A 22,539-nucleotide genomic window follows, 5' to 3' on the forward strand; every position below is an offset into this window, starting at 1 on the left:
GGTTCAATCGTTTGAGTAGCGGCCCGTCTAGACCATTGGCCAATCTGGTTCAAGAATTACGCTGGTTCAAGAAATGGGATTTCGCCCACCCCGGGCCAAGAGTGGCCGATTTGAGTTAATCTTTTTGTATTTCCTTCGATGCAGCGAGCCCGTCCGGCCGCTCGTCGGCATCGCCGGTCCGCCGCGAGCGTGACTGCGCCTTGCGCTTCTGCAGATTGGCGCGCAATTGCTCGGCCAGCCGATCCTTGCGGATTGTTGCGCTGTTTTTCGGTGGACCATCCTTTTTCACTGGAATTGCCTTGTCGTCCATCGCCCCGTCGCCGCCGGCGACCCACCAGCTTGCTGTTCAGGGATAGCCAACATTGTGGCACTGCCATGTCATTAAAAGCTATCCGGCAAAGGCTTTCACAGAAGCGTTGCGCTTGGCCTTGCGCTTGCCGGTTCGATATGGCAGAAGCCCCGCCATCAGCGGCTGCGGTAGCTCAGTGGTAGAGCACTCCCTTGGTAAGGGAGTAACCAAGACGGCACCAGCCTGTTTTCCCAAGCCATATCATCAGCTTAGGTGCCCACCCGATTTCGCCTGGTGCAAGGTCTCGGTGCCAGTTTGGTTCCGTCGTCACCGTTGGCCGGTTTGCGCGGCTTCTTCTTCCCGAACACTTTGTCGATAACGCCGTTGCCCTTCTCGGCGTGGGTGTAGTTTTCCATGAGCAGCTTCTTCGTCTTCCAGCGGCCTTTCGCGGCAGTAGTTGCCACGTCGACGCCGTGCCTGACGATCATCTCGGTGGCGAAGCTGTGGCGGCCTGGCTGGTGCGTCCCGAGATAGGGCAGCCCCGCCAGCTTGCAGATGCGCTTTATGTCCCTGTAGACCGAGCCGCGACCCATGTAGCCGAACAGCCTGCTATTGGGCTTCTTTGCACCCCGTCCGCTATGGCGCTCACCTGATCGCTTGTGTTTCCATGGGATGCGCACCTCCCACGCGGCCAATCTTTCGTGCTTCCACTCGCGGAGCTGCTGGATCTCGTAGACCATTTCGATGGTGAGGTCGGCCTCGCCATCCTCGCCGTTCTTCGTCTCGCGGAAGATCACCTTGCGGTTGATCAGGTCGATGTCCGGAGAATCGTCTTCCAGATCGATCGCCTCGGAAACTCGCGCGCCGGTCTGGAACAGGAACAGCATTAAGGCGCTGAGCCGGGGATCGTCGCTGTGATCCCGGAACGTGTCGATGTAGGAGCGGTCGACAGCCCGCTTTGGTGGCGCGCTCGATCGCCGCGCGTCTCGATCGTTCTTCGAATAGCCCTTGATCATCATCTCGCGGCACTTACCCTCATCAGCCGCGAAATTGATGACTGCCCTGGCTGGGATCACCGCCTGGCGATTCCAAGTGGTGTAGACTGCTGTCGGATAAAGGAGCTTCGCGGCGGCCCTCACGTCCGACCCGGTCATCTCCGAGATCCTGGTGTCTTTGAAATGCTCGAGGAGCGGCAGAATGAAGCGGTCGTCCTTGCCGGCGTTGAGGTATAGCTCGACCGCCTCGGCGAAGGTGTAGCGATCTTTCGGGTCGAGATCGATTTCCTGTTGCGCACGGTTTTCGAGGTTCAGGCGGACTTTGTCCGCTTCCCTTTGGTCAGTTTTGCCCGAACTCTCATGAACGCGCCGCTCGCCTTCACGGGTTGGGACTGTGCCGGTGAGCCAGTAGAACCGGCCACGCTTGTAGAGGGTGATCGGCATGACTTACTCCACAAAAACAACTCGTCGATCTGCCGAGGCGAGATCAGTATCTGCTTGTTGACCTGGTAGCAGAGCCCGGCCGCGATCGCTTTCTCGCGCAACGACCTCGCGGACATACGCAACCCTTTGTCGTGAAAAAGCGACGACCAGTACTCTGGCGTCTGGGCGACGGTCAGCACCTCGGGAGGCTCGTCGTTCATGATGGCTCGAAGCAGAGCCGATCGACCGCCGTCACCATCATGAGCTTGGTCTCAATCTCTTCGAAATCTTCATCCTCGGGTGCCCGTTCGTGGGCATCGATGCGCGCAAGCTCGTCGCGTTCTTCGCAGAGCCACTCGTATCGGCTCTCGTCGCCGTCGAAGAACGGCGTGAGATCATAATTGCGGTGCATGCGCGCCAGCTCCTCGCCGTCGGGCTCCAGCCAATAGGGCATGCTCCAGTCAGGCGGTGTCGTCTTCCATGCGTCGTAGCTAGCCCAGGGATTACCGAGCATCGGAGGGCTCCGCGACCAACCAGGTCTGAGAATTTCCCTTGAAGCCGAAAAGGCTGTCGCCGGCCTCGACCACGGCGACAGCCCCATCACGCACCGCCGCGTGAACAACATGCTCGGGGATGGCCAGAAAAGGCCCTTCGAACCACCAACGCCTCTGGCCACTGGAGAAGCCGAGGTGGAGGTGATCGCCCTTAGCGAGCCGTTCGACGACGGTGCGGACGTTCATTGTCGTGCCTACTGGAAAGCGCGACGGGCGCCGGCCTTGGCGCGGATCGGCAAGACCTTCGGATGCCGACCTAGGCCGGTCGATTTCGCCAGCGCCGAGCGCTTGGCCGAGTAATTCGGCGCGACCATCGGATAGTCGCCAGGCAGGTTCCACTTGGCGCGATACTCGTCAGGGGTCAGGCCGTAGCTGCGGAGGTGCCGCTTCAAGGTTTTGAAGCGCTTGCCGTCCTCCAGGCAGATGATGTGGTCGGGAAAGATCGACTTCTTCGGGTTGACGGCCGGCTCCTGGCGGGGGGTCGCGTTGACGATCTCCGGGCTGTCGAGCTTGTTGACCGCGCCGCTCACGCTGGCGATCAGGTCGGGCAGCTGGGCGACCGGCACCGGATTGTTGGCGATATAGGCCGAGACGATGCCGGCAGTCAGTTCGATGAGGCGTAGGCTCTTGTCTTCCATGTTCACTCTCCGTGGTAGGGGTTGGCGTCGTGGGGCTTAGAAACCCCGATGCGACCTGGTTGCGAACGTTGCCGCTCGAAGCTGGGCGAATGGAGAAGCTCGACCTCCATCATGCCGGGATAGCAGGCGGCCGAGCGCGGACGGATTTGCTGCTGCATCGCTCGGCGATCGACGGTGGCGTATCCGTGCAAAAGCAGGAACGCCTCGAGCGCGTCGACGGTATGGGCAGGCCGCGTGATCAGGCGCTCGAAACTCAGCCTCAGATTGGGAAGCCGGCCGAGGCCTACCGCCGCCATGTTCAAGGGTCGATCGCGGCGCAGGCCGGCGACGAAGACGCGCATGGATTTCCGATTGTTGGCCACCGGCATTCGGATACCGTCGAGCATCTTCAACTGTGATCTGGCCTGCTCTTGCGGGTCTCGATCGAGCCAGATGACGACATGGCGAGGCATCGGGCCAATGGGCAGGTCCGCCGGCGTGACGAGCTTGATCGCCTTGCCGCGAAGTGCCGAGAACGCCTTGGGATCGAACCGGCCAAACATGCTGTCGTTCGTCTCGAAATCCGGCCACTCGCCCACGCAGGGGATGCCGCCGGCGTGCAGCATCTGCATCATCAACGATGTTCCGCATCTACCTAAGCCGGCCACGACGATTGCGGGCAACTCGTTCATTTCTGGTTCTCTGGTGTGGCCAAATCGTTGCATGATGTAACCATTTTGGTTACAATGAAGTCAAGTAGAAAAGCCGTCTATTTGACGCCGGCGGGCGTCGAGGCAGAGAATTTCAGCTTGTTGTGCGGGGGAAGGCCCCTGGGTGGTCGGCAAACATGATCTCGGCTTGCCAGTGTCGGCGCAGCTTGTGTACCAGCCGACGAAACGCCTGCAGGGTCTTTCGCACCAGCCATGGCCTGTTCACTAAGTTCCCTGGGAAACGAGGATCACTGTGCAGGGTGAGCGTAGGCAATTCGACCAGGTCGGACCCTTCGGCGTAGAAGACATTTGTCTGAACACAAAGGGCTGGGATCACCTGATAGGATTTCAGACTGCCGGCTATTCCACAGGCGGGGTTGAACTTCACATGGTCGACCGCATCCGAGAATACTCTCGTGAGCGCTAATAGGCGCTCGGCCGCCACTTTCGAAAGAATGTATCCGCCGGAGCCAAAAGCAAAGCTCCGCAGAAGCACCAGTTTGAAGGCACCCGGCAGCGGAGATACGGCGCGGTCAAGCCACACTCTTCCGCCGACCGTTTCAATCTTCACGATGTCCGCGCCCGCTGGAATCCAGCAGGTGTCCTGCCCCAGGAACAGACCTGCCTGCCTCGAGATCAACAGGTCGTCCTCGAAAACGCAGCCGTAGGCGTCCGCGCCCGACACGATCCGCTCCCAGCACTTGCGGTGGCTCAGGAAGCAGCCGACCTCTTCTGGGGTCATCGCGGCGGCGCCAACGACGGGCCTGTAGACGTCCGATAACTCGGCATCGCTGAGGAGACGTCCGTCCACCGCCGGAACGCGTTCGAAGTCCGCTCCGATTGAGTTGAGGCGGTCAGCCATCCGCTGCATCCTGCCGGGGCTGCGGTCCAGGTTGATGATGTAGGATTTCATGATTTTATGCTGATCGACAGCTTTGCTGAAAGATCAGACTTCATCGGACAATTTTGAAGCGTTGGCGTGGAAAGTTTTTTCCGATTGTCTCCTGGCTTGGTAGAAGTGGATAAATGCTCGCCTCCTTCTGGTATGGAAGCTCGCGGAAATGTATGAGCAAGAGGCGAGACCGATAACAACAAGTGCGATATCGCTGTGAAAAATAACATGAAATATTAGAATTGGCACAAGAACAGCTAAGGCCAACTGGAGCAAGGTTGCAACTAGATCGGCAAGCATCCTGTTTTTTGGAAGAAAGTCTTCCATCTGCGGCGGAATCAATCTGTTCTTATCCCAAAACTGGTCGACGCTGATGGGTTCCTGGGACATGCTCGTTGAGTCCGGAAGGTGCTTGTCAGGTCGGATTATCCGCGCACAGTCTTGTTGTCTGTGCACGTTTGGCATGGTTTGCTTCACTTCTGGGTGATGGCTCACAGGAGCGATCCTTGCGGGTCGGAAGGCAGCGTTGAGCCGGCAACCTTGGGCGCCTGGCCGAGCATCCATTTCGCCGGCTCGACTGGCTTGCCGTTCTTCGCGAAGGGCACGAGCCGCTTCCAGTTGAAAAACCCGAGTTGGCCGGCCACAGAGATGAACTCGACCGGGCGCGCGTTGGCGCTGATCAGCCCCTTCGGGCCGAAGAACCACGGGCTATCGAACTCGGTCACGATGTCGACGATGGTGCCGACGCCCACGATCCCGCCGCGCTCCAGCTCGGCCGGCGGCGGACATTGAAAGCCGAGGGACCGCAGAGATCGGCGCAGTCCTCGTATTCGTCGCGCGTCATGCCGGTCGAGGCGTGGATTGCGAAATCGCCGCGGAATTTCAGGCCGGGGTTGGCTGCTTTCCAGGACCGGTTTTCGACCGGCTTCCACTGGTGCGCCACCGCGAAGGCCCACGGCTGGCGGACCGAGAGCGCGAGCTTCGGCAAGTCGTTCATGGCTCGCTCCTGGTGATCAGTTTCGGTTGGATCTTGCCCTTCTTGGGCTTGGTCTCGACGGCGATCGGGACACCCGGCCGCTGAGCGAAGATTGTCTGCAGCACCTTGCGCACCTGGTCGGCGCCGGGCGCGTCGGTGGCGAGGATCATCAGCGCCGCATCGGCGAGCGCCTTATTAATGCGGTGGGAAGCGCCGTCGCAGCGGGCGCATTGGTGCACGAAAAGGTGATCGGGTTTGCGCGCGGTGACATTGGTTCATGCGCGGCATGAGAGGACGCCCCCCGACCAGCGGCTAATCAACAGCCTTTGGGTTCAGCAATGAACTGGCGGTATTTCGGGGTTGCCTTTGCGAAGAATTATAACCACGGCGTCCTTTCGCGCCGCGGATCGATACGAGGCTTGGTCGTCCATCCTGGCCGATCTCGGTCTGGGTAGTGACCCGCCGCAAGGCGTGGCCGACTATCGTGCGAGCGTCACCGCCTCCATCTCGGCAGCGCTTACCAAGCTTACGTTTGACTTCGACAGTTCACCCGTACGTCGTCTGCGCGCCCATATCCGCAAGCTCGAATGGGGCCAGTATTGGATCTACCGCGAAATCGGGAGTGGTTCTCATGTTCAATTCGGGGATCGTGAGTTTAACACCTTGCCGGGTGACCTTATGGTAGCCGATGCCGACACGCCGTTCCGAGCCTTGGCAAAGCACAGATATCTCCATGATGCATGGATGATTCCGCGTGCCATCATGGATCGGCATTTACCGCCCTTGCCGCGCCCGCTGGCAATTCATCTTCCCGGTTCGCTCGGCGTGTCTCATCTGATCGTCGCCTATCTCGACGCGTTGTCGATGCAGGACGATTTTTCGGAAGCTGTCAGCATGCTGGCGTCGGATCACCTGGCGCGGCTGATCGCCGTTGCCTGCGGCAGCGTCTCGAGGGAGCATGGCGAGGCGCTGCGGGCGGCGAAGCTGCAGCAGGCACGGAGCTATGTCGAGCAGAACCTTTCGGCGCATGATCTCAATCCGGAGAAGACGGCCGCGGCGCTGAAAATTTCGCTGCGCCAGCTTCATCTCTACTTCGAGCCGAGCGGTGAAAGCTTCGGCCAGTATGTACGCCGGCGGCGGCTCGAAGAGTGCCGGGCTTCCCTGCTGAATCCGCTTTCCGCCGGCCGTCCGGTCACCGACATCGCGTTTGCCTGGGGCTTCTCCAGCCTGCCGACCTTCTATCGCGCCTTCGGTGACGCCTTCGGCGCCACGCCCCGCGATCTGCGGGCGCAAGCCTTCGAGCAACGCAAATCGGACCAGGAGGAATGAGCCTGCACACAACTGCGTGTATGCAGCGTTTCAGCCTTGTATGTCATCGGCATGATCGCGTTATAGATCGAGGCTGGTGAGCAGCAGCCTATGACGCAATCGCCTGATGACGGGACTATGAGTTGGTCGACCGATGCTGTCGATGAGGCCGACCGTTTTGCCTATTGGCGCGAAGTGCTCAGCGCCAACCTGATCGGCGACACGCCGGAGGCGCCGCCCGAGGATCGCAAGGCGTTCGCGGGCGCGTTCACCCGCGTCCCGATCGCCGACACCGGCGTGATGCAGTTACGGGTGAAATTCAGGGCACTGCGCACCAGCCGCACGCAGCACGACATTCGCAACACGCCCGGAGACGGGATTTTCCTGTTCCGGGCCATCAGCCATCCCGTTGGTTTTCACTTCTCCGATAGGGAAGGGTTTGTCTCCGTTCCTGGCCAGACCAGCATCGGCGGCCTGGACCGTGAACGCTTCGCCATCCCGGCTCAACCCGGCGAATGCAGCGTCGAAGTCTTGCGCCTCCCCAGCGCTTCGTTCCGCGGCGTCCTCGACAATCCCGAGCGTCTGGAGCCGCGTCTTATCGCGGGCTCGACGGGCGCCGACACGTTGCTGCATGGCTTCTTCCAGTCCTTCATGCGCGAACTGCCGCGCCTCGATGCGCTTGAGCGCGGCTCGGCGCTTGGGACGCTGACCAATCTGGCTATCCTCGCGCTGAGGCGGGACCGCAAGGCCGAGGAGCCCCAGCGCGAAGCGGTGCGTGCCGCACGGCTGCAGGCGGCGCGGGACTACCTTGCGCGCTACGGTGCGGACCCGGCCCTGTCGCCGGGCAGCGTCGCGGCGGCACTCGGCATGTCGACACGCCCAGTTGCACACACTGTTCGAACCGACCGGGACGAGTTTTTCGCGCCACCTTGCCAGCGAACGCGTGGGGCACGCGGTACGTGCCCTAAGATACGATACTCTGCGCAGCGTCACCGACATTGCGTTTGCCTGCGGCTTCGAATCGCTGCCGACTTTCTACCGGACGTTTCGGGCGATCACCGGCATGACCCCGACGGAACTGCGCGCAGCCACTTTGAGCCTGTAAGCTAAAACCCTGATCTCTGCACGATTTGAGAGTTGAGGCTGCGCGGGCCGAGAAGACGCAGACCCTCTTTTGCGCGAAATTGCCCTCCTATTCCGCGATCGAAAAACGCGGACGGTTCGTTCTGCGGGGCATGATGACGACCAATCAGACCATCGGCGCCTTCCGCGCATCGTGCGGCCTCTCGGCCCTGCGATGAACCGATCGAGCAACACGGCCGCATTCCCTCAGCACCGAAAGTATCCTATGATCATTGTTCGCGACACAACAAACTTTCGCAGATCGCGCCTTCTCGCCTCGGTCTTGCTTGGCTCCACGGCGATGGTCGTGCTGGCAATGACGAGCGTGGCCATGGCGGATGAAACCTGGATCGGGACGATGTCGCCCGACTGGTTCGACGCATCGAACTGGTCGACCGGGATTGTTCCAACGGCTGCGGTCGGTGTCGTTGTGGACAGGGGCGGCGCGGCCGGCACCGGATTGCCCAGCGACATTACGGGCAGCAGCGCCAGCGCGGCCGCCGTGGCCATCGGCCTCGACTCGTCGGGTTTGGTTACCGTGAACAGCAACGGCTCTCTAACGACGACCGGAAACATCGCGCTCGGCGTGAACGCCGGGTCCTATGGCAACCTCGGTGTTTATGACGCCGGAACGGTCACCAGCAGTGGGTCTCTGGTTATCGGCGCTCTCGGGACGGGTGACGTGACATTCCAAGACCCAGGGACGCAGGCAACCTTTTCCCACGACGTAGAGGTTGGGAGCGGCAATACAGGCTCGCTATCGATCCAGAATGGCGCCACCCTGACGGACAGGGCCGGCTATATCGGCGTGAATCCAGATGTCGGTGGTACGGTTACTGTGAATGGCGCCGGTTCGGTTTCTGTTTGGAATAACAATGCCGGCCTGTTTGTCGGCTACGCCGGCACAGGTGCGCTGACCGTCTCTAACGGCGGCATGGTGACGGACACCGACGCTGATATTGGCTACCAACCGACTGCCAACGGTGCGGTAACGGTGGAGGACGATGGTTCGACGTGGACCACCAGCGGCAACCTCTTCGTTGGGCATGGCGGTGCTGGTGAGCTGGACGTTGAAAATGGCGGACAGGTCTCGGTGGGGGGCGCCACCACGATCGGTGCGAATGCCGGATTTACTGGCTTTGTCGGAGTGAACGGCGCGGGCTCGGTGCTAACGGTTGGGGGCTTGCTGACCGTCGGCAATCTGGGTGGAACCGGCAATTTGAAGATCGGCGGAATGGGCGAAGTCGACGCAGCCGGCGTCACGGTAGGCGGCAGCGTCGGCTCGGACGGGACCGTCATCGTTGATGATGCGACGCTCGGTGCCCCTGCCGGCCCAGTTCTCATCGGTTTATCTGGCACCGGCACGATGAACCTCCAGGATGGGGGCACCTTGCACGCTCAAAGCCTCGACCTCGGTGCCAATGCGAACTCCAGCGGAACCTTGAACATTGCCGATGCGGCTTCCCAGGCCTACGTCACCCAAGGCATCGTCGTCGGCGATGCCGGCACAGGCTCCCTGTTGGTCCACGGCCTCTTTCAATCGGGCGAAGCCACCATCGGTGCCCAATCCGGCTCGACAGGCACCGCCACTGTCGATGGTTCGGCCGCTTGGGCGGTCCAAAATGACCTCCTTGTTGGCGAGGACAACGATTCGTCGGGCACGCTCACCGTTTCGAATGCCGGCCAGGTGTACGTTGTTGGCACCGCGGAACTCGGCGTTTTCGCAGATTCCACCGGAACCGCGACCGTTACCGACGCGGACTCGGCGCTCAAGATTAAGGACAATCTGTTTGTAGGTGAAGGCGGCAATGGTGAGTTAAAAATAAAGAATGGCGGCGTGGTTACGGCGGAAGCCCTCACCTTTGTCGCCCAGGACCACGGCTCGACCGGTGAACTCGCCGTCGAGGACGCGGGTTCTGCATTCAATGCGACGGGCAACATCTTTGTCGGCGGCGATGGTACTGATCCCACCGGCGGCACTGGCACGATCGCCGTGAGCAAGGGCGGGGCAATCAACGCATCAGGTGCGTTAGACATAGGCGTCGCGGCTGACGCTTCCGGCACCGTTACGGTCGATGGCACGGGTTCGAAAATCACCGCCGCCCTCATCGCGGTAGGCGCGTATGGTAGCGGCACGCTGTTCATAAATAATGGCGGCGCCGTCATCGCTCCGCTCCTGGCTATCGGCGAGACGGCGACAGCGACGGGCACTGTGAGTGTTTCCGGTCCTGGCTCATCGATCTTCGCGACCGGTGTGGTCACGGTCGGCGATTATGGCTCCGGCACCCTGAACATTTCGGACGGTGGTCTGGTCACCGCGGCTTCGGGCTTGAGGATTGCGGTAAATGCAGGTTCCACCGGCGTATTGAACATCGGCGGCGGGGTTGGGTATCAAGCGGACGCGCCCGGCACGCTGTCGGCACCGGTGGTGGTCTTCGGTGCCGGCATGGGCAGCCTCAATTTCAACCATACCTCCGCGAACTACACCTTCGCATCGACAATCATCGGCCTCGGGACGATCAACCAGCTCAGTGGCAAAACTACCCTGACCGCCGATTCAGACAGCTTCACAGGACCGACCAACGTCACCGGCGGGCGACTTGCCGTCAACGGCTCGTTGTCGAACTCCATCGTGACTGTTTCTGGCGGCGGCATTCTAGGTGGCAACGGCACGGTCGGCGGTATCGTCGCCAAGTCCGGCGGCATCATCGGCCCGGGCAATTCGATCGGCACGCTCACCGTCGATGGCAATGTCAACCAGGCGTCGGGTTCGACCTATCAAGTCGAACTTAATTCAAGCGGCCAGTCGGATTTGCTTCACGCGGTCGGAACCGCCACCGTGGACAGCGGAGCTGTTCTCGAAGTTACCAAAACGGATGTTGTGCCCTATGTTGTCGGCACCCAGTACACAGTCGTGCAAGCCAACGGCGGTGTCAGCGGAGCCTATTCGGTCACCAACGGCGACATCTCAGCCTTCGTTGGCCTGGTCGAGCATGAGGATCCTACCCATGTCTATCTCGACGTAGAGAAGACAAAATCTTTTGCCTCCGCCGGGTCGACGCCGAACCAAGAAGCCACCGGCGCAGGCGTGGACAGCATCGGCAGCGGCCCCGTCTACGACGCCATCCTCGACAGTCCGACCGAGGCGCAGGCGCAAGCTGCCTTCGACCAGCTTTCGGGCGAGGTGCATGCATCGGCCAAGGGCATCTTGATAGACGACAGCCGCTTTGCCCGCGATGCGGCGCTCGACCGGCTGCGCGACGCCTTCGATGCCGTCGGCGCGGTCGGCACTCCGGTGCTGGCTTATGCCGATGGCGAGACCACGCAAGCGCTCCCCGACACCGACAGCTTCGCGATGTGGGGTGGAGGTTTCGGCGCTTGGGGATCGCATGATGGCGACGGGAACGCCGCCTCTATCAAGCGCGACATTGGCGGTCTGCTCGCCGGTGGAGACGGGCTTATCACCGACACGTTCCGGCTTGGCGTGCTCGGCGGCTACAGCCATTCGACCTTCCAGGTTGTCGATCGCAGTTCCTCCGGCTCGAGCGACAATTACCATCTCGGCCTCTATGGCGGCACGCAGTGGGGCAATCTCGCCTTCCGCTCGGGCGCGGTCTACACATGGCAGGATATCAGCACTGATCGCTCGGTTGCGTTCCCTGGCTTTGCGGACTCACTTAAAGCGAAGTACAGCGCCCGTACCGCACAGGTTTTCGGAGAGTTCGGTTACCGCGTCGACGTTGGCAAGACCGACGCCGGCAAGCTCGCCTTCGAGCCTTTCGCCGACCTAGCCTATGTCAACCTAGCCACCGATGGCTTCAGCGAGACGGGCGGCGCGGCGGCGCTGACCAGCCAGGCCGACACGACCGGCGTCACCTTCAGCACGCTCGGTCTGCGCGGCTCCACCGAGATCGCCATCGGCAATGGAACGACTGTCTCGGCACGGGGCATGCTGGGCTGGCGCCATGCCTATGGCGACACCACGCCGCTCTCGACGATGGCCTTTGCCGGCGGCCTGCCGTTCACCATAGCTGGCGCGCCGATCGCGGAAGAGGCCGCTGTGGTCGAAGCCGGTCTCGACGTCAGCCTGTCGCCCGGCGCCACCCTCGCCATCGCTTATAGCGGCCAGTTCGGATCACACCTTACCGACCAGAGCATCAAGGGAACGTTGGGAGTGAAGTTCTGAGGGACCGACGGGAGACGCTGGCAGTCGAGTTCGTTGTGATGGCACACAAGGCGTGCCGCCGTCCACCGGAGCCGTCGACAGGCTGTCATGGGACCATTTCAGGGCCACCCGGGAGATGCCGGCACAGCGCCGTGCAAAGTCGATCACCTTCATGCCAGCATCGCCGGAAAGGAGCGCATCACCGGAACCCTCGATTGAGCTTGGGGAATGGCCTCGACTGCAGCTTCTGACCGGGGATCTTCCTCTTCGGTTTTCTATTTTGGCCGGTGCGCCCCTCGAGGCGCTTGAGCTTGGCGATCTCGGGCACGTCGACCTTGGCTGTCTTGATGCCGTGGGTCGGCTTGTTGAGGGCGATGATGAACGCCAGCGCGCACGATGGCGGGATCGTGTCTTTGGCCTGCTCGTCCCACCGTCGCCGTTGGAGGGCAGGATCGTGATCGAACTGAACGCCGTCGAGAGGATTGAGCCGCGCGCCACCGGGTTCCTTGCCCAACTGGCGCACGACGATCTCCAGCTTTTCCTTGGTCGTAAGCTGCCGCGGCCGCCACTTCACCGGAGGTCCTAGAACTTGGGCGCCGTGGTCGGGCAGCATGGCGATGCGGCCGGCCACGTCAGCCACCGTGCGAGGAGATGGCAGTCAACCGACGAGCCTTGATCTGGTCTGCCAAACTGCGGCTGTCGGCGTCGTTCTGGAAGCGAGCTTCCACATCGAACTCGGTCCAGATATCCTCGACCTCGGCTTCGCTCTGGGTGCTGATGAGCCCGATCTGCAAGTCCTCGAAGAACTTGCCGTAATTGAATGACTTGCCTTGGCCGTAGTCGAATGGCTCGGGTTCCGCCACCTCGGCGCCGTCGTGCATCCCCTCGATGTCTTTGTCGAATCCGTTGTCGGGAATGGTGTCGATGCCGGTGGGCGCATCTGGGCTCGGCGGCTTGGGTGGCGATGGCGGCATGAGCCTCGCCTTGGGTGCAGGTTCGTCGTCGTGCTCGATCGATTCGCCGGCGATCTCGCGAGCTTCGAACTCGTCGCGGATGCCGCCCAGGACATCGCCGAAAAGCTCACGAAGGCAGAAGCCGGCGGCTCGCCACTGCTTCATTCGCTTGGGGTGGCGAGACCACACTGCGTCATTGGGGACATCGCCCCATTCCTGCCTACCGTCCTTCCACACCTTGCCGCGCCGCGTCAGGCGCTCGTCCCAAAGACCGGCCTTCTTGGCGTCAGCAACCGAAAAGGCCTCGACCTTCATTTCGCCTGTGTCGGAGCGCACCGCCTTGCACCAACCGATCGTCCGCTCGTCAACCGTGTTCATCTGCGCGACGACGTCTTTGTGCAGGCCGAGATTGAGGAGCGCTTCCTTCGACGCCTCTCGAAGATATCCCAGCTCCAACGATTTCACTCTGCCCGACTTGCGAACGACGTTGATCAGGCCGTCGCCGTATAGCGCTGGTTTGCCGCCAATGACGGTGAAGGATCGAAGCGCCACCATGGGAGGAAGGCCGAGTTCCGCGCCCGACATGATGACGATCGCGACCGCGCTGGTCCCCTTTTTGCCCCAACGCTTCCAGGCATCGTCGCCGGCATCTTCGTTGGGCTCTCGGCCGACGAGGGCCTGAGGTGCCAAACCGGCCTCAACGATCATGGTCGAGAGGCGCCACGTCTCCTCGATCGACTGTGGGATGATGGCGCTGATCGCACCGCCGACCATAAGAGCCGGTATCTGTGCCCGTTCGTTCATTTCCAATCCTCGGGGTTCCAGTGGTTGACGCGCCAGGTGTGGCGCATTGCGTCGTGTTCGATCCGCATGTCGTTCCATGCGAACCAGAGGGCGGACCGGATTCCGCGCTGTAGCGTCCCGAAGAAGGCCACGAGGATTACCGGCAGCCAGAGGGCGATGATTGCGAGGCGCACCCAGCTCATGGCTACTTGTCCACGTCGTCGAAGATCGACCGGTTGCCGTTCTCGTCGAGCAGCGTGCCGTCGGCCGACCACTGGTGCTGACCGTTCGGATGCTTGGCGGCGCGCTGCTCGTCGGTGCGCACGTCAGGGCGGATGACAGCCACCTTCGCCAGATCGGAATGGTCTTTGAACTCGGCCACCATGACGCTGACTTCGCGGCCGCGCATGGGGACCATCACGCGCTGGCCGATGGCGATATCGAAGGCACCGGCGAAATAGTCGTAAGTTTTGTCGCTCTCGCCGAATTTCACGGCGATGATTTTCTGGTCGGTCATGCTGCCCTCTTGTCGGGAATGCGCTCCATGCCGGCTGGCAGGATGGCGTCTTTGTTGCGAGCCATGCGGCCGGCGATCTTCTCGACCGCCTCCCGCACCTCTGGTTCGTCCTTCAAGGCCACAACCAAGGCGCCGTAATCGGTGATGTTCGCGACCCAGAAGGTGTGGAGCGACACCTTGGCGCCGGTCCTGCCGGAGAAGACCGAACGGGGCTGAGCCTCGCGATCGGCGTCTGCTACCTGCTGGAGGAGCCGCTTGGCCTCGGCCTCGGCTTCGATCAAGTCGGCTTCCTGCTTGCTCTCCTGCTCGAATGAAGCCGCAAGGCCGGCCGGTGTAGCAATGGCATCGCGCCGAGCCGCGTCTTCCTCGGCGGCACGGGCGGCATCGGCCACGCGCTTCGCTGCCGCTTCGGCCTCGCGCCGGATGCGGTCGGCATCCTCACGGGCCTTGCGCTGGCGTTCCTGCTCCAGCCGATCCAGCTCTTTCAGCCATGCCTCGCCGTGCTTTTTCAGCTTCTTGGCGAGTTCCTTTGCATCGGTGCGCACGTCGCGCCATTTGTCGTCGACGGCGTTGCCGCCATCGAGCCAAGGACGCTTCTCGACGTTGAACTGTTCATCCGCCTTGGTGGCGATGCCGGCGAGCCGCTTTGCCCAGACGCCCGCCTGATCGGCCTGCTCCTGGGTGGTGATCGGCTTTTTCAGGAAGCCCTCGACCGTTTCCTTCTCGGCCGACAGCTCGACGGTCAAATCCTTGTGGAGGTCGCCGGTCTTGGCCGGGAGGTTGTGTTCCTTCGAAACCGCCGGCGGCTCATCTGGCCACGCCCCGCCAGCCAGCACCGAATGATAGAGGGCTTCGGTGATCGGGTTGCGACAAGCATAGTTCCAGACCTTGTCGGCCTCCGCTTCCTTGTCGGCTTGCAGGCAGATGACTTTGCCCGACGCGTCGCGCCAGATGGCAACGGGAACCAGGGGCGCATCCTTGTACGGACGGTTCCTGAAAAATCCTGACTCCGGGCTATCGGCCGAGGGGGCGAGCAGGAGCAGCTGATCGTGTGTCAGCTCGCGATATCCGCCAGCCAGTTTCAAAGCCTGACGCCACCATGCATATTGGTCCGCCGTCATCCGTCTGTATCCTTTTGCGTTACACGTGAAACCATTTTGGCACCACTTCGGGCACGACAAAGCGGTCGTGGGTGCGGTCTGCTGTCAGATTAGGGAGACCCGGCCGAGCTGGTGCTTGGCTTGGTATTGGGGGGTGAGGGCACCAACCCGGCCGGGAACACGCAGATACTCGACACTAGACCGCGAGCCATGATGGAGAAATACAACCAGGGGGAACTGGGCCATCGGTCTAGCGATCCTTCTGCGTGAAGGAATCGTAACCAATTTGGTGCCTTTTGCAAGTGCTGTAGCCAAATTGGTTACAACACAGGCAAAAAAAATCACATCACAAAGTGGAAATCCTGAGACGGGCGCGGCCGACGACCTTCAAATCCGCCGGATTGACGGTTTCATTGTTCGCAGCGCTGTTGTCGCTATGAACCTGCACGGTACCAGAAGTCATCGGGGAGAGGTACCGCCACTGCACCACACCGGCAATATCGAGCGCATAAAGGCCCGGTCGATTCGGCTGGTTGTCATCCGTATCGATGACAAGCGCATCACCTTTGGTTACAAGCCCGTTTGCCTGGTAGGCGTCGACCATCATGAACCGGAGGTTGTGTGCCGACACGTCTGGCACCATCCGCTCCAGGAAGTCGGTGTCGATCGCCAGCGCGGGCGATTCCGGCCTTGCCCCATCGCCTTTGAGGATCTCGAACACGCTGTTGAACTTGGCCAGATCAATCTGGGCAAGCTCCGGAAACAAAAGCTCTTGCGGCGTGCAGTCGAGAAATGGAGCTATTTTCTCAGCCCATTTTGCCGACAGTTTGCGCTCGTCCTCTTCTATGCGGCCGAGGTGCTGGCGAGTGATGCCAACGCGACGCGAAAGCTCAGCCTTGCTGATGCCCTTCTTCTCGCGGAAATGCCGGATGCCATTGCTCATATGAAGTCGGTACCGCAAATTTTTTGGACGCGAAACTGTGCCAATCTGGTTACAATCCTTGACGTGTAACCAAATTGGTGCGAAATCGAGAACATGGAAGCTGATCATCCTTTAAAGAAGTGGCGCGTCGAGCGCGGTTTAAGCGCTGCGGCAGTCGGCCGGAAAGTCGGTTGTTCGCGACTTTCGGTCGACCGCTATGAGAACGGCAGGATGCCAAAGCAACCATACCTGGACCGCATCGTCGTTATGACTGACGGCGCGGTGACGGGAAGCCACTGGTTGGGCAAGGAGGCTGCTGATGTCGTTGCGAAGCGACAGGCTTCGGCCTAGCCCGAGTTACAATCAACAAGTTCCCTCTATCCGTCCGAAGCCGGTCGGCATTCTCAACAACGCTCCAGGCCGCGAGGCCAAAGGGCGTCCAGTGATCATCGTCGTCGTTCATCAGCAGCTTCCCTACCCAGGGTGCCACTATGGCGCGCAAATCGTTGGAGGTGTCCGACAGGGCATCCGAGATTCCCGACTGTTCGTCGTTCCTTCTCCTGTTGTTCGTGAGGAATCGATGCAAGACATCGCAGTTGAACTACAAGACGTGGTCTTCAAGGCCGCGGGTCCAATCAAACCGGGCATGGGCATCAAGGCGCAGATCAACGCGGCTTGTGACAACCTGGGCTATCCGCGCGGCCATTGGCGCGTGCGTGAGGCCTGGTACGGCAATGCGTCCAACTGGAACGGCAAAGCCATCTTCGATCTTCTGGCCCGATACAACCGCCTTTGCCAGAAGGCCGGCTCTTCTCTGGCGCCGGCCAACGATCCGCTCGCGAAGATGTTTGATGCCAGAGAGCGGCGTTGACTATGCCACGCCCCTTGCGCTCGAAGACTTGATTTTATTCTTCGTCGGCTTGGCACCATTGGTGCCACGCGAAATGTTTCAGGGCGAAACATTTATGGAGGAATTGAAATAAATGAAGCAGACGGACGGCGGGCCGGCCATAAACGGGGAAGTAAAAGCCGTGATGGCCGGCTTCTGTGTAATAGCCAGGAGCATTGGATCATCTGCAGCCGAGCGAGCGGCGACAGTCCATCTGGTCGCGGCGGCGGCATATCTCGAAGAGACAGTCGGCGCGGCTAGGACAAAGGAAATACTTGCAGCCGCGATCACAGCGATCGGGGCGGCGCTTACCTAGAACTTGAACGGCAATACCATTTGTAGCTTGTAGGAATTGCCGCTCCTCACGTTGAGAGAGCGACATGTACGTAGAAAAAGAAACCGGGTCGGGCTATCCGTGGCGTCGCTGCGGATATGCCTGCGCTGGTGCCAGCGCATGAGCCACGCCGCAACAAATTGGGCGATCGCTCAGCGCGGATTGAAGCCAGCGACCAGGGTCGTCCTGTGGCACCTCTGCGACCGCCACAACCCCGACCTTGGTTGCTTCCCCTCCCAGGACAAGCTTGCCTACGACTGCGAGATGTCGCGCTCGGCGCTCAACGAACATCTCAAGATCCTGGAGCGCATCGGCCTGATCCGGCGCGAGCAGAATATCAACCCCCGCACCAAGCAACAGGAGAACACGCGCTACCGGTTCTCGTTCGAGGCCGACTTCGTCGCGGCACAAGATGTGGTGGTGCCGAGTCCGGAATCCGGACACGGAGCCGTGTCCGGAAAACAGGCAAAGCCGTGTCCGGAAAATGCCAATAGCCGAGTCCGGAATCCGGACACTAACCTTGTAAGAGAACCAGTAAGAGAACCACCAGGGCGCGCTGACGCGCGAGGGGGGAGGGATTTCGATATTTTGTGGGATTCATGGCCGGAGAAGTTGCGGCCAGATAGCCGGGAAGCGGCTGCCAAGATATTCGCCACCATCGGAGCTGACGGCTGGGCGATGGCGATTGCGACGGCTGAGACCTATCGAACGGCCATGATCCTTCGGAAGGAAAAGCCCCACATGATCCCGTTTCTGAAAAAGCAGCTGTTCCTGGAATTCCATGGCGGGCCGCCGATCGACAAGGACGGAGATTTCGTCATCACGCCTGAGCGGCCCGAGTGGGGCGAATGGCTGGGCTCCATCCGTCGCCAGTATGGCGACAGAGGCGTGGAAAGCACGGTTAAGTGTCGTCGTCTGGTGAGGAAAACACGGTGGCCGAGCGATCTTTCGCTTGCCCAGAGTGTAACCAAAATGGCAACATATGTAACTGAAACGGCACCTGCTTCGACGGCTCGGGATTGATTGAATGACACGTCTCTTTCTCGACACGCCGGCGGAAAAGGAGAAGCGGATCGACCGCTTCATCGAGCACATGCGGCACGCCGAGGGCGTCTTCTTCGCCAGTGACAAGCGCGGCCTGCCTTCGCCTCGCGACCTGCTCTGGCTGCTCTTCGCCGACGCCGTCGACACGCAACGCCAGATGCAGAACGTCGAGCGTCGCATGGTGTCGCGGGTCGGGTCGGCCATGCCTTCGTCGCGGGAGACCGAGGGCGAAGCCTTTATCCGGGAGCGGTCGCGCCTCGCAGACGGCATGCCCCAATACGACAATTCCGAGGTTCGGATCGTGGTTCACCAGTCGGCCGCCGACCGGATGGTCGACATCATGGACCTCCTGCGCTTCGTGCGGGCCGGGCGGCAGGGGCAGGACGCGCTGCGCTACAAGCGCACCTTCCTCGCTCACGCCGGCGGCAACGGCCCGGAGTTCTGCACCCGCGTCTGGGACAAGCACCGCGTCGACATCATGTCGAGGCAGTCGCTGCACGACATCAAGAGCCGGGTGCTGGGTCAGATCCTCGCCGGCATCGAGCAGGAATTCGGGCTGGTCCGCACCACCCGTGGTTTCCGTCGTCTGACGGTCCGCGAAATCGAGCGGCGCCGGAAGGAACGCAAGCGCGAGGAAAACCGTCGCCGGCGCGAGGCACAAGAAAATGCCGGTTGATATCGCCATGCCTCGCAACCTGGTGGAGCGCCGCAAGAACTTCGGTTATGCCGCGGTCTGCGCCGTCGGCTTCGATGCCGATCCTGGTGTGTTCCGTCTCGCCCCGGCCGAGAACATCGAAGCTCTTCTCCCCCAGCTGCAACCCGGCCGATGGGAGAGGCTTCACTTCGCGAAAGTCGTCTGGACGCCGGGTCTGCCGGTGGCGCGCACCCTTGTGCTGGCGGCCGAGCGGTTCCTGGCGAACGTCCATCTCGGGCAGCACTGGTATCGCTCCAGCCTCGAAACGCTCACCGCCGTGCTCCTGGCCGAGGCTGCCGCGCTGCGCTCGACCGTCTGGTCCCATGCCGAGCTGCTCGCACGTCTCAAGGTGCAGGCCGATCGTGAAGCTGACCGGTTTGCGGCGGGGGTCATCTGATGTTCCCGACCGCTGATCAGATCGCGCTTGCCATCGTCACGGCCTGCCGGTTGGCTGAGACCAATCCAGTCCTTACGGCTCTGGGCCAAGTCGCTCAGCGCGAGGCGCGCGGGCGGCATCTGGCTTTCGCAGCTCTGACCGAAGCGTTTCCCAACGCTCGCAAGATCGGGATCGCCAGATGCTGCGGCTACGGCAAGGGGATGGCGGCTGCGCCTGGCAACCTTCCGACATACCGCAAAACCGCGTGGTGGCGTGACGATTGGCTCGACGAGATCGTCGGCGCCGTCGTTGCCGAGCAATACGGCGACCAAGCGCAATGACCGCTCGCCTTTCCCGTTTCATCCGCCGTCTTCGCGGCCGCGCAATTCCGCGCGTGTCGTGTCGCGGCATTCACCTGAGGATCCAGTGAAATGGACAACATGCCCACCGTACAAGCTCTCGGCAGCGACCTCGCCGAAATCGAGCAAGAATTCTCGCAGGCGGTCGACGAGGAATTGGCCCGCGACAGCACCGAGGTGAAGCCGACTGTTCGCAACATGATCGCCAACACCGGCATTTCGCTGAAACGCCTCGTCGATCAGATGCGCACCAAGGAAGCCGAGCTGGAGGCGATCAAGGCCGCCGCGACGGTCGAATTCGAGCGGATCGTGGCCCAGGGCAAGCTGGTCCGCGACAATTGCCACCAGGAGACGGACGCTGATCTTCACCAGATCAGGACGACACTCGAGGTGCTCGATCCTGCCCGGGCCAAGCTGGCGGAAATGGCATAAGCCATGAACGCCGTTGTCCCCTTCGACGCCTCCGGTCTCGCTCTGGTCATCGAGCGAGCCCGGATGCTGTTCGACGACGGCGACGTCGCATCGGCGCGCATGCTGGCCTCTGGCGCCTATGACCAGGCGAAGGCGGCAGGCAGCTATGCCACGCGCTTCCACGCCGGCGAACACCTGATCACCAAGGCGCGGCGGCTCCAGGCTGACGCGCTGATCATCGAGGCGCGCGCCAAGATCACCATCGCCACCGAATGGTCGGCCGCTCAGGAATCGGGTGAGGCGTCGAAAGGCGGCCGTCCGAACAAAACCGTTCCATCTGGGAACGGTTTTACAGCGGCCGAGGCAGGGCTGACGCGAAGGGAAATCCACGAGGCGCGCAGGCTGGCTGACGCGGAGCGCCGAGATCCTGGCATCGTCGAGCGCGCCATCGCCGGCCGCGTCGCTGCTGGACTCGAGCCGAGCCGGGCAAACCTGCGCGTGGCGATCGGCACCGACAGCGCCAGCGCCGCCGAGCGCGGCAACAATCTCTACGAGACCTGCCCGGAAGCAACACACACGCTCCTGGCGCTGGAGACCTTCGGCGGAAGGATCAAGGAACCCGCGTGCGGTCGCGGCGCGATCTCGCGCCTGCTCGAAGCGGCCGGCTATGACGTCGTGCTTTCCGACCTCATCGACTATGGCACTTATGATCGCCACGGCGTCTTCCAGGACGTGCAGGACTTCATCACCAGCGAAGCGGGAGAGGGTGGCGACGATATCGTCTCCAATCCGCCCTACGGGGCCGTGCTCAACGCCTTCGTCGCCCATGCGCTGCGCGTGCATCGGCCGGCAAAGATGGCGCTGCTCCTCAACCTGAATTTCCTCTGCGGCTTCGACGATCCCGATCGCAACTACGCCATGGACCAGTGCAAGCCGGCCCGCGTGCACGTCTTCACCAGGCGCTTGCCGATGATGCATCGCGACGGCTGGGACGGGAACGAGGCCAGCAGCCGCATGAACCTCGCATGGTTCGTCTGGGAACAAAGCCTCGTCGGCGAATATGACGGGCCGACCATCATTAATCGCGTCGACTGGAAGGACTATCAGCCGGGGGCCGGAGCATGAAACACACCCGCTCCCTCGCTGAGATCGAAATCCGCCAGAAGGTCGTCGCGCGATTCCGCGAGCTGTGGCCCGATGCCAGGATCATTCACGAGATGAACGTGGAGGGCGGCGCAGCTCGCGCCGACGTCGTCGCGGTGCAGCCTGACAGGATCTGGATTTGCGAGATCAAATCCGAGCGCGACACCCTCTCGCGGCTGCCTGACCAGGTGAAGTTCTTCGGTCCTTGCTGCCACGGCCTGATCATCGCCGCGCACTCGAAATGGACGACGAGCCCCGGCATGTCGGAGCCGCACCCGAAGCATGGCTATCGCACGACGATTCCGAGCAAGCTCGACGCGACTCTTTCGGGTGTCAGCCGTCGCCTCTACGACCTCTGGACCTATCCCGAGCCAGTGATGAACAGCGGGCGCGGCTGGCGCGCACCCTTCTCCGCGCAGGTGCCCTGGTATCACCGCATGATCCACCTGCTCTGGAGCGACGAGATCCGCGCCGTTGCCGGCGAGCACCGTATCGCGTGCACCTCGAAAACATCTGGGTCGAAGCTGGCGAAAGACCTCTCCCAGCTCATGAGCGGCCGAGAGATCGAGCGCGCCGTCTGCAAGCAGCTCCGCGCCCGCACGTTCGCCGAGGCAGACGAGCCCATCTTCGTCGATCGAAAGATCGTTCCCCCACACCCCAACTCTGTCCGCCAGGAGAGCATGCTTTGAACCATTTCGCGGGCTTCACCACGCCGGTCGTCGGCGGTCATCACGCCATGCTGCGCTTTGCCGAGGACGGCCGAGCGGAGCCGGTGCTTGGCCCCTGTGGCGCGCCTCGAGTCTTCCCGACCGAGGTGGAGGCGTGGAAGGCGGTCACTGAAAACCTTTTGCGCTACTTCAATGGCCATATGCGGCGCGATGGCGCGATCATCACCAGCGCCCGCGACGCGGCCGAACGCATCTTCCGAAAAGGCCGGATGATTCCGGTGGAGCATCGATAGCC

The 22,539-nt window shown here is 61.7% G+C and carries 31 protein-coding genes; 14 read left to right on the top strand and 17 right to left on the bottom strand.

Annotated elements, in window-relative coordinates:
- Positions 1 to 115: 115 nt before the first annotated feature.
- The 11 genes from AC0L3E_RS00430 to AC0L3E_RS00480 form a co-directional block, all read right to left on the bottom strand.
- Positions 116 to 310, bottom strand: coding sequence for a hypothetical protein (locus AC0L3E_RS00430; protein ID WP_127268678.1), 195 nt, complete (start codon positions 308 to 310; stop codon positions 116 to 118).
- 248 nt (positions 311 to 558) lie between these two features.
- Entirely contained in the window at positions 559 to 1,728 is a 1,170-nt protein-coding gene (locus AC0L3E_RS00435) for a tyrosine-type recombinase/integrase (RefSeq protein ID WP_473603874.1), read from the bottom strand.
- Positions 1,729 to 1,924: 196 nt separating this feature from the next.
- Entirely contained in the window at positions 1,925 to 2,221 is a 297-nt protein-coding gene (locus AC0L3E_RS00440; RefSeq protein ID WP_473603875.1) for a hypothetical protein, read from the bottom strand.
- Complete coding sequence (locus tag AC0L3E_RS00445; protein ID WP_473603876.1) at positions 2,211 to 2,447, bottom strand: hypothetical protein; 237 nt, start codon at positions 2,445 to 2,447, stop codon at positions 2,211 to 2,213. The genes AC0L3E_RS00440 and AC0L3E_RS00445 overlap by 11 nt, the downstream gene beginning before the upstream one ends.
- Positions 2,448 to 2,455: 8 nt before the next feature.
- On the bottom strand, positions 2,456 to 2,899 hold the full coding sequence (locus AC0L3E_RS00450) for a Ros/MucR family transcriptional regulator (RefSeq protein WP_473603877.1): 444 nt from the start codon (positions 2,897 to 2,899) through the stop codon (positions 2,456 to 2,458).
- 2 nt (positions 2,900 to 2,901) lie between these two features.
- Complete coding sequence (locus tag AC0L3E_RS00455) at positions 2,902 to 3,603, bottom strand: hypothetical protein (RefSeq protein ID WP_473603878.1); 702 nt, start codon at positions 3,601 to 3,603, stop codon at positions 2,902 to 2,904.
- Between the two features lie 79 nt (positions 3,604 to 3,682).
- Entirely contained in the window at positions 3,683 to 4,501 is an 819-nt protein-coding gene (locus AC0L3E_RS00460) for a glycosyltransferase family 25 protein (protein ID WP_473603879.1), read from the bottom strand.
- 33 nt (positions 4,502 to 4,534) lie between these two features.
- Entirely contained in the window at positions 4,535 to 4,870 is a 336-nt protein-coding gene (locus AC0L3E_RS00465) for a hypothetical protein (protein ID WP_473603880.1), read from the bottom strand.
- 101 nt (positions 4,871 to 4,971) lie between these two features.
- Entirely contained in the window at positions 4,972 to 5,232 is a 261-nt protein-coding gene (locus AC0L3E_RS00470; protein WP_473603881.1) for a hypothetical protein, read from the bottom strand.
- The gene (locus AC0L3E_RS00475; protein WP_473603882.1) at positions 5,202 to 5,477 is read right to left on the bottom strand and encodes an ASCH domain-containing protein; all 276 of its coding nucleotides are present in this window, start codon (positions 5,475 to 5,477) and stop codon (positions 5,202 to 5,204) included. Before AC0L3E_RS00475 ends, AC0L3E_RS00470 begins: the two co-directional genes overlap by 31 nt.
- Complete coding sequence (locus AC0L3E_RS00480; RefSeq protein WP_473603884.1) at positions 5,474 to 5,695, bottom strand: hypothetical protein; 222 nt, start codon at positions 5,693 to 5,695, stop codon at positions 5,474 to 5,476. Before AC0L3E_RS00480 ends, AC0L3E_RS00475 begins: the two co-directional genes overlap by 4 nt.
- A gap of 127 nt (positions 5,696 to 5,822) precedes the next feature.
- Between AC0L3E_RS00480 and AC0L3E_RS00485 the strand changes: the two genes are divergently transcribed.
- The 3 genes from AC0L3E_RS00485 (at position 5,823) to AC0L3E_RS00495 (ending at position 12,072) form a co-directional block, all read left to right on the top strand.
- Complete coding sequence (locus tag AC0L3E_RS00485; RefSeq protein WP_473603885.1) at positions 5,823 to 6,785, top strand: helix-turn-helix domain-containing protein; 963 nt, start codon at positions 5,823 to 5,825, stop codon at positions 6,783 to 6,785.
- A 90-nt stretch (positions 6,786 to 6,875) separates the two neighbouring features.
- Complete coding sequence (locus AC0L3E_RS00490) at positions 6,876 to 7,874, top strand: hypothetical protein (RefSeq protein ID WP_473603886.1); 999 nt, start codon at positions 6,876 to 6,878, stop codon at positions 7,872 to 7,874.
- Positions 7,875 to 8,112: 238 nt separating this feature from the next.
- Complete coding sequence (locus AC0L3E_RS00495) at positions 8,113 to 12,072, top strand: autotransporter outer membrane beta-barrel domain-containing protein (RefSeq protein ID WP_473603887.1); 3,960 nt, start codon at positions 8,113 to 8,115, stop codon at positions 12,070 to 12,072.
- Between the two features lie 178 nt (positions 12,073 to 12,250).
- Here AC0L3E_RS00495 and AC0L3E_RS00500 read toward each other — a convergent pair whose 3' ends face one another.
- The 6 genes from AC0L3E_RS00500 to AC0L3E_RS00525 form a co-directional block, all read right to left on the bottom strand.
- Positions 12,251 to 12,682, bottom strand: coding sequence for a hypothetical protein (locus AC0L3E_RS00500; protein WP_473603888.1), 432 nt, complete (start codon positions 12,680 to 12,682; stop codon positions 12,251 to 12,253).
- A 1-nt stretch (position 12,683) separates the two neighbouring features.
- Positions 12,684 to 13,808, bottom strand: coding sequence for a hypothetical protein (locus AC0L3E_RS00505; protein WP_473603889.1), 1,125 nt, complete (start codon positions 13,806 to 13,808; stop codon positions 12,684 to 12,686).
- Complete coding sequence (locus AC0L3E_RS00510; RefSeq protein WP_473603890.1) at positions 13,805 to 13,990, bottom strand: hypothetical protein; 186 nt, start codon at positions 13,988 to 13,990, stop codon at positions 13,805 to 13,807. Before AC0L3E_RS00510 ends, AC0L3E_RS00505 begins: the two co-directional genes overlap by 4 nt.
- A 2-nt stretch (positions 13,991 to 13,992) precedes the next feature.
- Positions 13,993 to 14,304: a primosomal protein N' family DNA-binding protein gene (locus AC0L3E_RS00515; protein ID WP_473603891.1), complete on the bottom strand. Its 312-nt coding sequence runs from the start codon at positions 14,302 to 14,304 to the stop codon at positions 13,993 to 13,995.
- Positions 14,301 to 15,425 carry a hypothetical protein gene (locus AC0L3E_RS00520; RefSeq protein WP_473603892.1) on the bottom strand — a complete coding sequence of 375 codons (1,125 nt, stop codon included), beginning with the start codon at positions 15,423 to 15,425 and terminating at the stop codon, positions 14,301 to 14,303. The genes AC0L3E_RS00515 and AC0L3E_RS00520 overlap by 4 nt, the downstream gene beginning before the upstream one ends.
- 325 nt (positions 15,426 to 15,750) lie before the next feature.
- Entirely contained in the window at positions 15,751 to 16,347 is a 597-nt protein-coding gene (locus AC0L3E_RS00525) for a helix-turn-helix domain-containing protein (protein ID WP_473603893.1), read from the bottom strand.
- A 93-nt stretch (positions 16,348 to 16,440) separates the two neighbouring features.
- Between AC0L3E_RS00525 and AC0L3E_RS00530 the strand changes: the two genes are divergently transcribed.
- The 11 genes from AC0L3E_RS00530 (at position 16,441) to AC0L3E_RS00580 (ending at position 22,537) form a co-directional block, all read left to right on the top strand.
- Positions 16,441 to 16,677 carry a helix-turn-helix domain-containing protein gene (locus AC0L3E_RS00530; protein WP_473603894.1) on the top strand — a complete coding sequence of 79 codons (237 nt, stop codon included), beginning with the start codon at positions 16,441 to 16,443 and terminating at the stop codon, positions 16,675 to 16,677.
- Positions 16,646 to 17,197: a hypothetical protein gene (locus AC0L3E_RS00535; protein WP_473603895.1), complete on the top strand. Its 552-nt coding sequence runs from the start codon at positions 16,646 to 16,648 to the stop codon at positions 17,195 to 17,197. The genes AC0L3E_RS00530 and AC0L3E_RS00535 overlap by 32 nt, the downstream gene beginning before the upstream one ends.
- A gap of 112 nt (positions 17,198 to 17,309) precedes the next feature.
- Complete coding sequence (locus AC0L3E_RS00540; protein ID WP_473603896.1) at positions 17,310 to 17,531, top strand: hypothetical protein; 222 nt, start codon at positions 17,310 to 17,312, stop codon at positions 17,529 to 17,531.
- 138 nt (positions 17,532 to 17,669) lie between these two features.
- Positions 17,670 to 18,572, top strand: coding sequence for a helix-turn-helix domain-containing protein (locus tag AC0L3E_RS00545; RefSeq protein ID WP_473603897.1), 903 nt, complete (start codon positions 17,670 to 17,672; stop codon positions 18,570 to 18,572).
- Positions 18,573 to 18,576: 4 nt separating this feature from the next.
- On the top strand, positions 18,577 to 19,269 hold the full coding sequence (locus AC0L3E_RS00550; protein WP_473603898.1) for a hypothetical protein: 693 nt from the start codon (positions 18,577 to 18,579) through the stop codon (positions 19,267 to 19,269).
- Positions 19,259 to 19,684: a hypothetical protein gene (locus tag AC0L3E_RS00555; protein ID WP_473603899.1), complete on the top strand. Its 426-nt coding sequence runs from the start codon at positions 19,259 to 19,261 to the stop codon at positions 19,682 to 19,684. The genes AC0L3E_RS00550 and AC0L3E_RS00555 overlap by 11 nt, the downstream gene beginning before the upstream one ends.
- Complete coding sequence (locus AC0L3E_RS00560; RefSeq protein WP_473603900.1) at positions 19,684 to 20,004, top strand: hypothetical protein; 321 nt, start codon at positions 19,684 to 19,686, stop codon at positions 20,002 to 20,004. The genes AC0L3E_RS00555 and AC0L3E_RS00560 overlap by 1 nt, the downstream gene beginning before the upstream one ends.
- A gap of 90 nt (positions 20,005 to 20,094) precedes the next feature.
- Entirely contained in the window at positions 20,095 to 20,454 is a 360-nt protein-coding gene (locus AC0L3E_RS00565; RefSeq protein ID WP_473603901.1) for a hypothetical protein, read from the top strand.
- 3 nt (positions 20,455 to 20,457) lie between these two features.
- Positions 20,458 to 21,558 (top strand): SAM-dependent methyltransferase, encoded by a 1,101-nt coding sequence (locus AC0L3E_RS00570; protein ID WP_473603902.1) that lies wholly within the window; start codon positions 20,458 to 20,460, stop codon positions 21,556 to 21,558.
- Complete coding sequence (locus AC0L3E_RS00575) at positions 21,555 to 22,265, top strand: hypothetical protein (protein WP_473603903.1); 711 nt, start codon at positions 21,555 to 21,557, stop codon at positions 22,263 to 22,265. Before AC0L3E_RS00570 ends, AC0L3E_RS00575 begins: the two co-directional genes overlap by 4 nt.
- Positions 22,262 to 22,537, top strand: a complete 276-nt coding sequence (locus tag AC0L3E_RS00580; protein ID WP_473603904.1) for a hypothetical protein — start codon at positions 22,262 to 22,264, stop codon at positions 22,535 to 22,537. Before AC0L3E_RS00575 ends, AC0L3E_RS00580 begins: the two co-directional genes overlap by 4 nt.
- Positions 22,538 to 22,539 lie beyond the last annotated feature (2 nt).

Source organism: Mesorhizobium sp. WSM4822 (genome assembly GCF_055811155.1).

Coding starts and splice junctions, on each gene's coding strand:
- AC0L3E_RS00430 (WP_127268678.1), bottom strand. CDS start 310: ATGGACGACAAGGCAATTCCAGTGAAAAAGGATGGTCCACCGAAAAAC.
- AC0L3E_RS00435 (WP_473603874.1), bottom strand. CDS start 1,728: ATGCCGATCACCCTCTACAAGCGTGGCCGGTTCTACTGGCTCACCGGC.
- AC0L3E_RS00440 (WP_473603875.1), bottom strand. CDS start 2,221: ATGCTCGGTAATCCCTGGGCTAGCTACGACGCATGGAAGACGACACCG.
- AC0L3E_RS00445 (WP_473603876.1), bottom strand. CDS start 2,447: ATGAACGTCCGCACCGTCGTCGAACGGCTCGCTAAGGGCGATCACCTC.
- AC0L3E_RS00450 (WP_473603877.1), bottom strand. CDS start 2,899: ATGGAAGACAAGAGCCTACGCCTCATCGAACTGACTGCCGGCATCGTC.
- AC0L3E_RS00455 (WP_473603878.1), bottom strand. CDS start 3,603: ATGCAACGATTTGGCCACACCAGAGAACCAGAAATGAACGAGTTGCCC.
- AC0L3E_RS00460 (WP_473603879.1), bottom strand. CDS start 4,501: ATGAAATCCTACATCATCAACCTGGACCGCAGCCCCGGCAGGATGCAG.
- AC0L3E_RS00465 (WP_473603880.1), bottom strand. CDS start 4,870: ATGTCCCAGGAACCCATCAGCGTCGACCAGTTTTGGGATAAGAACAGA.
- AC0L3E_RS00475 (WP_473603882.1), bottom strand. CDS start 5,477: ATGAACGACTTGCCGAAGCTCGCGCTCTCGGTCCGCCAGCCGTGGGCC.
- AC0L3E_RS00490 (WP_473603886.1), top strand. CDS start 6,876: ATGACGCAATCGCCTGATGACGGGACTATGAGTTGGTCGACCGATGCT.
- AC0L3E_RS00495 (WP_473603887.1), top strand. CDS start 8,113: ATGATCATTGTTCGCGACACAACAAACTTTCGCAGATCGCGCCTTCTC.
- AC0L3E_RS00505 (WP_473603889.1), bottom strand. CDS start 13,808: ATGAACGAACGGGCACAGATACCGGCTCTTATGGTCGGCGGTGCGATC.
- AC0L3E_RS00510 (WP_473603890.1), bottom strand. CDS start 13,990: ATGAGCTGGGTGCGCCTCGCAATCATCGCCCTCTGGCTGCCGGTAATC.
- AC0L3E_RS00515 (WP_473603891.1), bottom strand. CDS start 14,304: ATGACCGACCAGAAAATCATCGCCGTGAAATTCGGCGAGAGCGACAAA.
- AC0L3E_RS00520 (WP_473603892.1), bottom strand. CDS start 15,425: ATGACGGCGGACCAATATGCATGGTGGCGTCAGGCTTTGAAACTGGCT.
- AC0L3E_RS00525 (WP_473603893.1), bottom strand. CDS start 16,347: ATGAGCAATGGCATCCGGCATTTCCGCGAGAAGAAGGGCATCAGCAAG.
- AC0L3E_RS00530 (WP_473603894.1), top strand. CDS start 16,441: ATGGAAGCTGATCATCCTTTAAAGAAGTGGCGCGTCGAGCGCGGTTTA.
- AC0L3E_RS00535 (WP_473603895.1), top strand. CDS start 16,646: ATGTCGTTGCGAAGCGACAGGCTTCGGCCTAGCCCGAGTTACAATCAA.
- AC0L3E_RS00540 (WP_473603896.1), top strand. CDS start 17,310: ATGAAGCAGACGGACGGCGGGCCGGCCATAAACGGGGAAGTAAAAGCC.
- AC0L3E_RS00545 (WP_473603897.1), top strand. CDS start 17,670: ATGAGCCACGCCGCAACAAATTGGGCGATCGCTCAGCGCGGATTGAAG.
- AC0L3E_RS00550 (WP_473603898.1), top strand. CDS start 18,577: ATGACACGTCTCTTTCTCGACACGCCGGCGGAAAAGGAGAAGCGGATC.
- AC0L3E_RS00555 (WP_473603899.1), top strand. CDS start 19,259: ATGCCGGTTGATATCGCCATGCCTCGCAACCTGGTGGAGCGCCGCAAG.
- AC0L3E_RS00560 (WP_473603900.1), top strand. CDS start 19,684: ATGTTCCCGACCGCTGATCAGATCGCGCTTGCCATCGTCACGGCCTGC.
- AC0L3E_RS00565 (WP_473603901.1), top strand. CDS start 20,095: ATGGACAACATGCCCACCGTACAAGCTCTCGGCAGCGACCTCGCCGAA.
- AC0L3E_RS00570 (WP_473603902.1), top strand. CDS start 20,458: ATGAACGCCGTTGTCCCCTTCGACGCCTCCGGTCTCGCTCTGGTCATC.
- AC0L3E_RS00575 (WP_473603903.1), top strand. CDS start 21,555: ATGAAACACACCCGCTCCCTCGCTGAGATCGAAATCCGCCAGAAGGTC.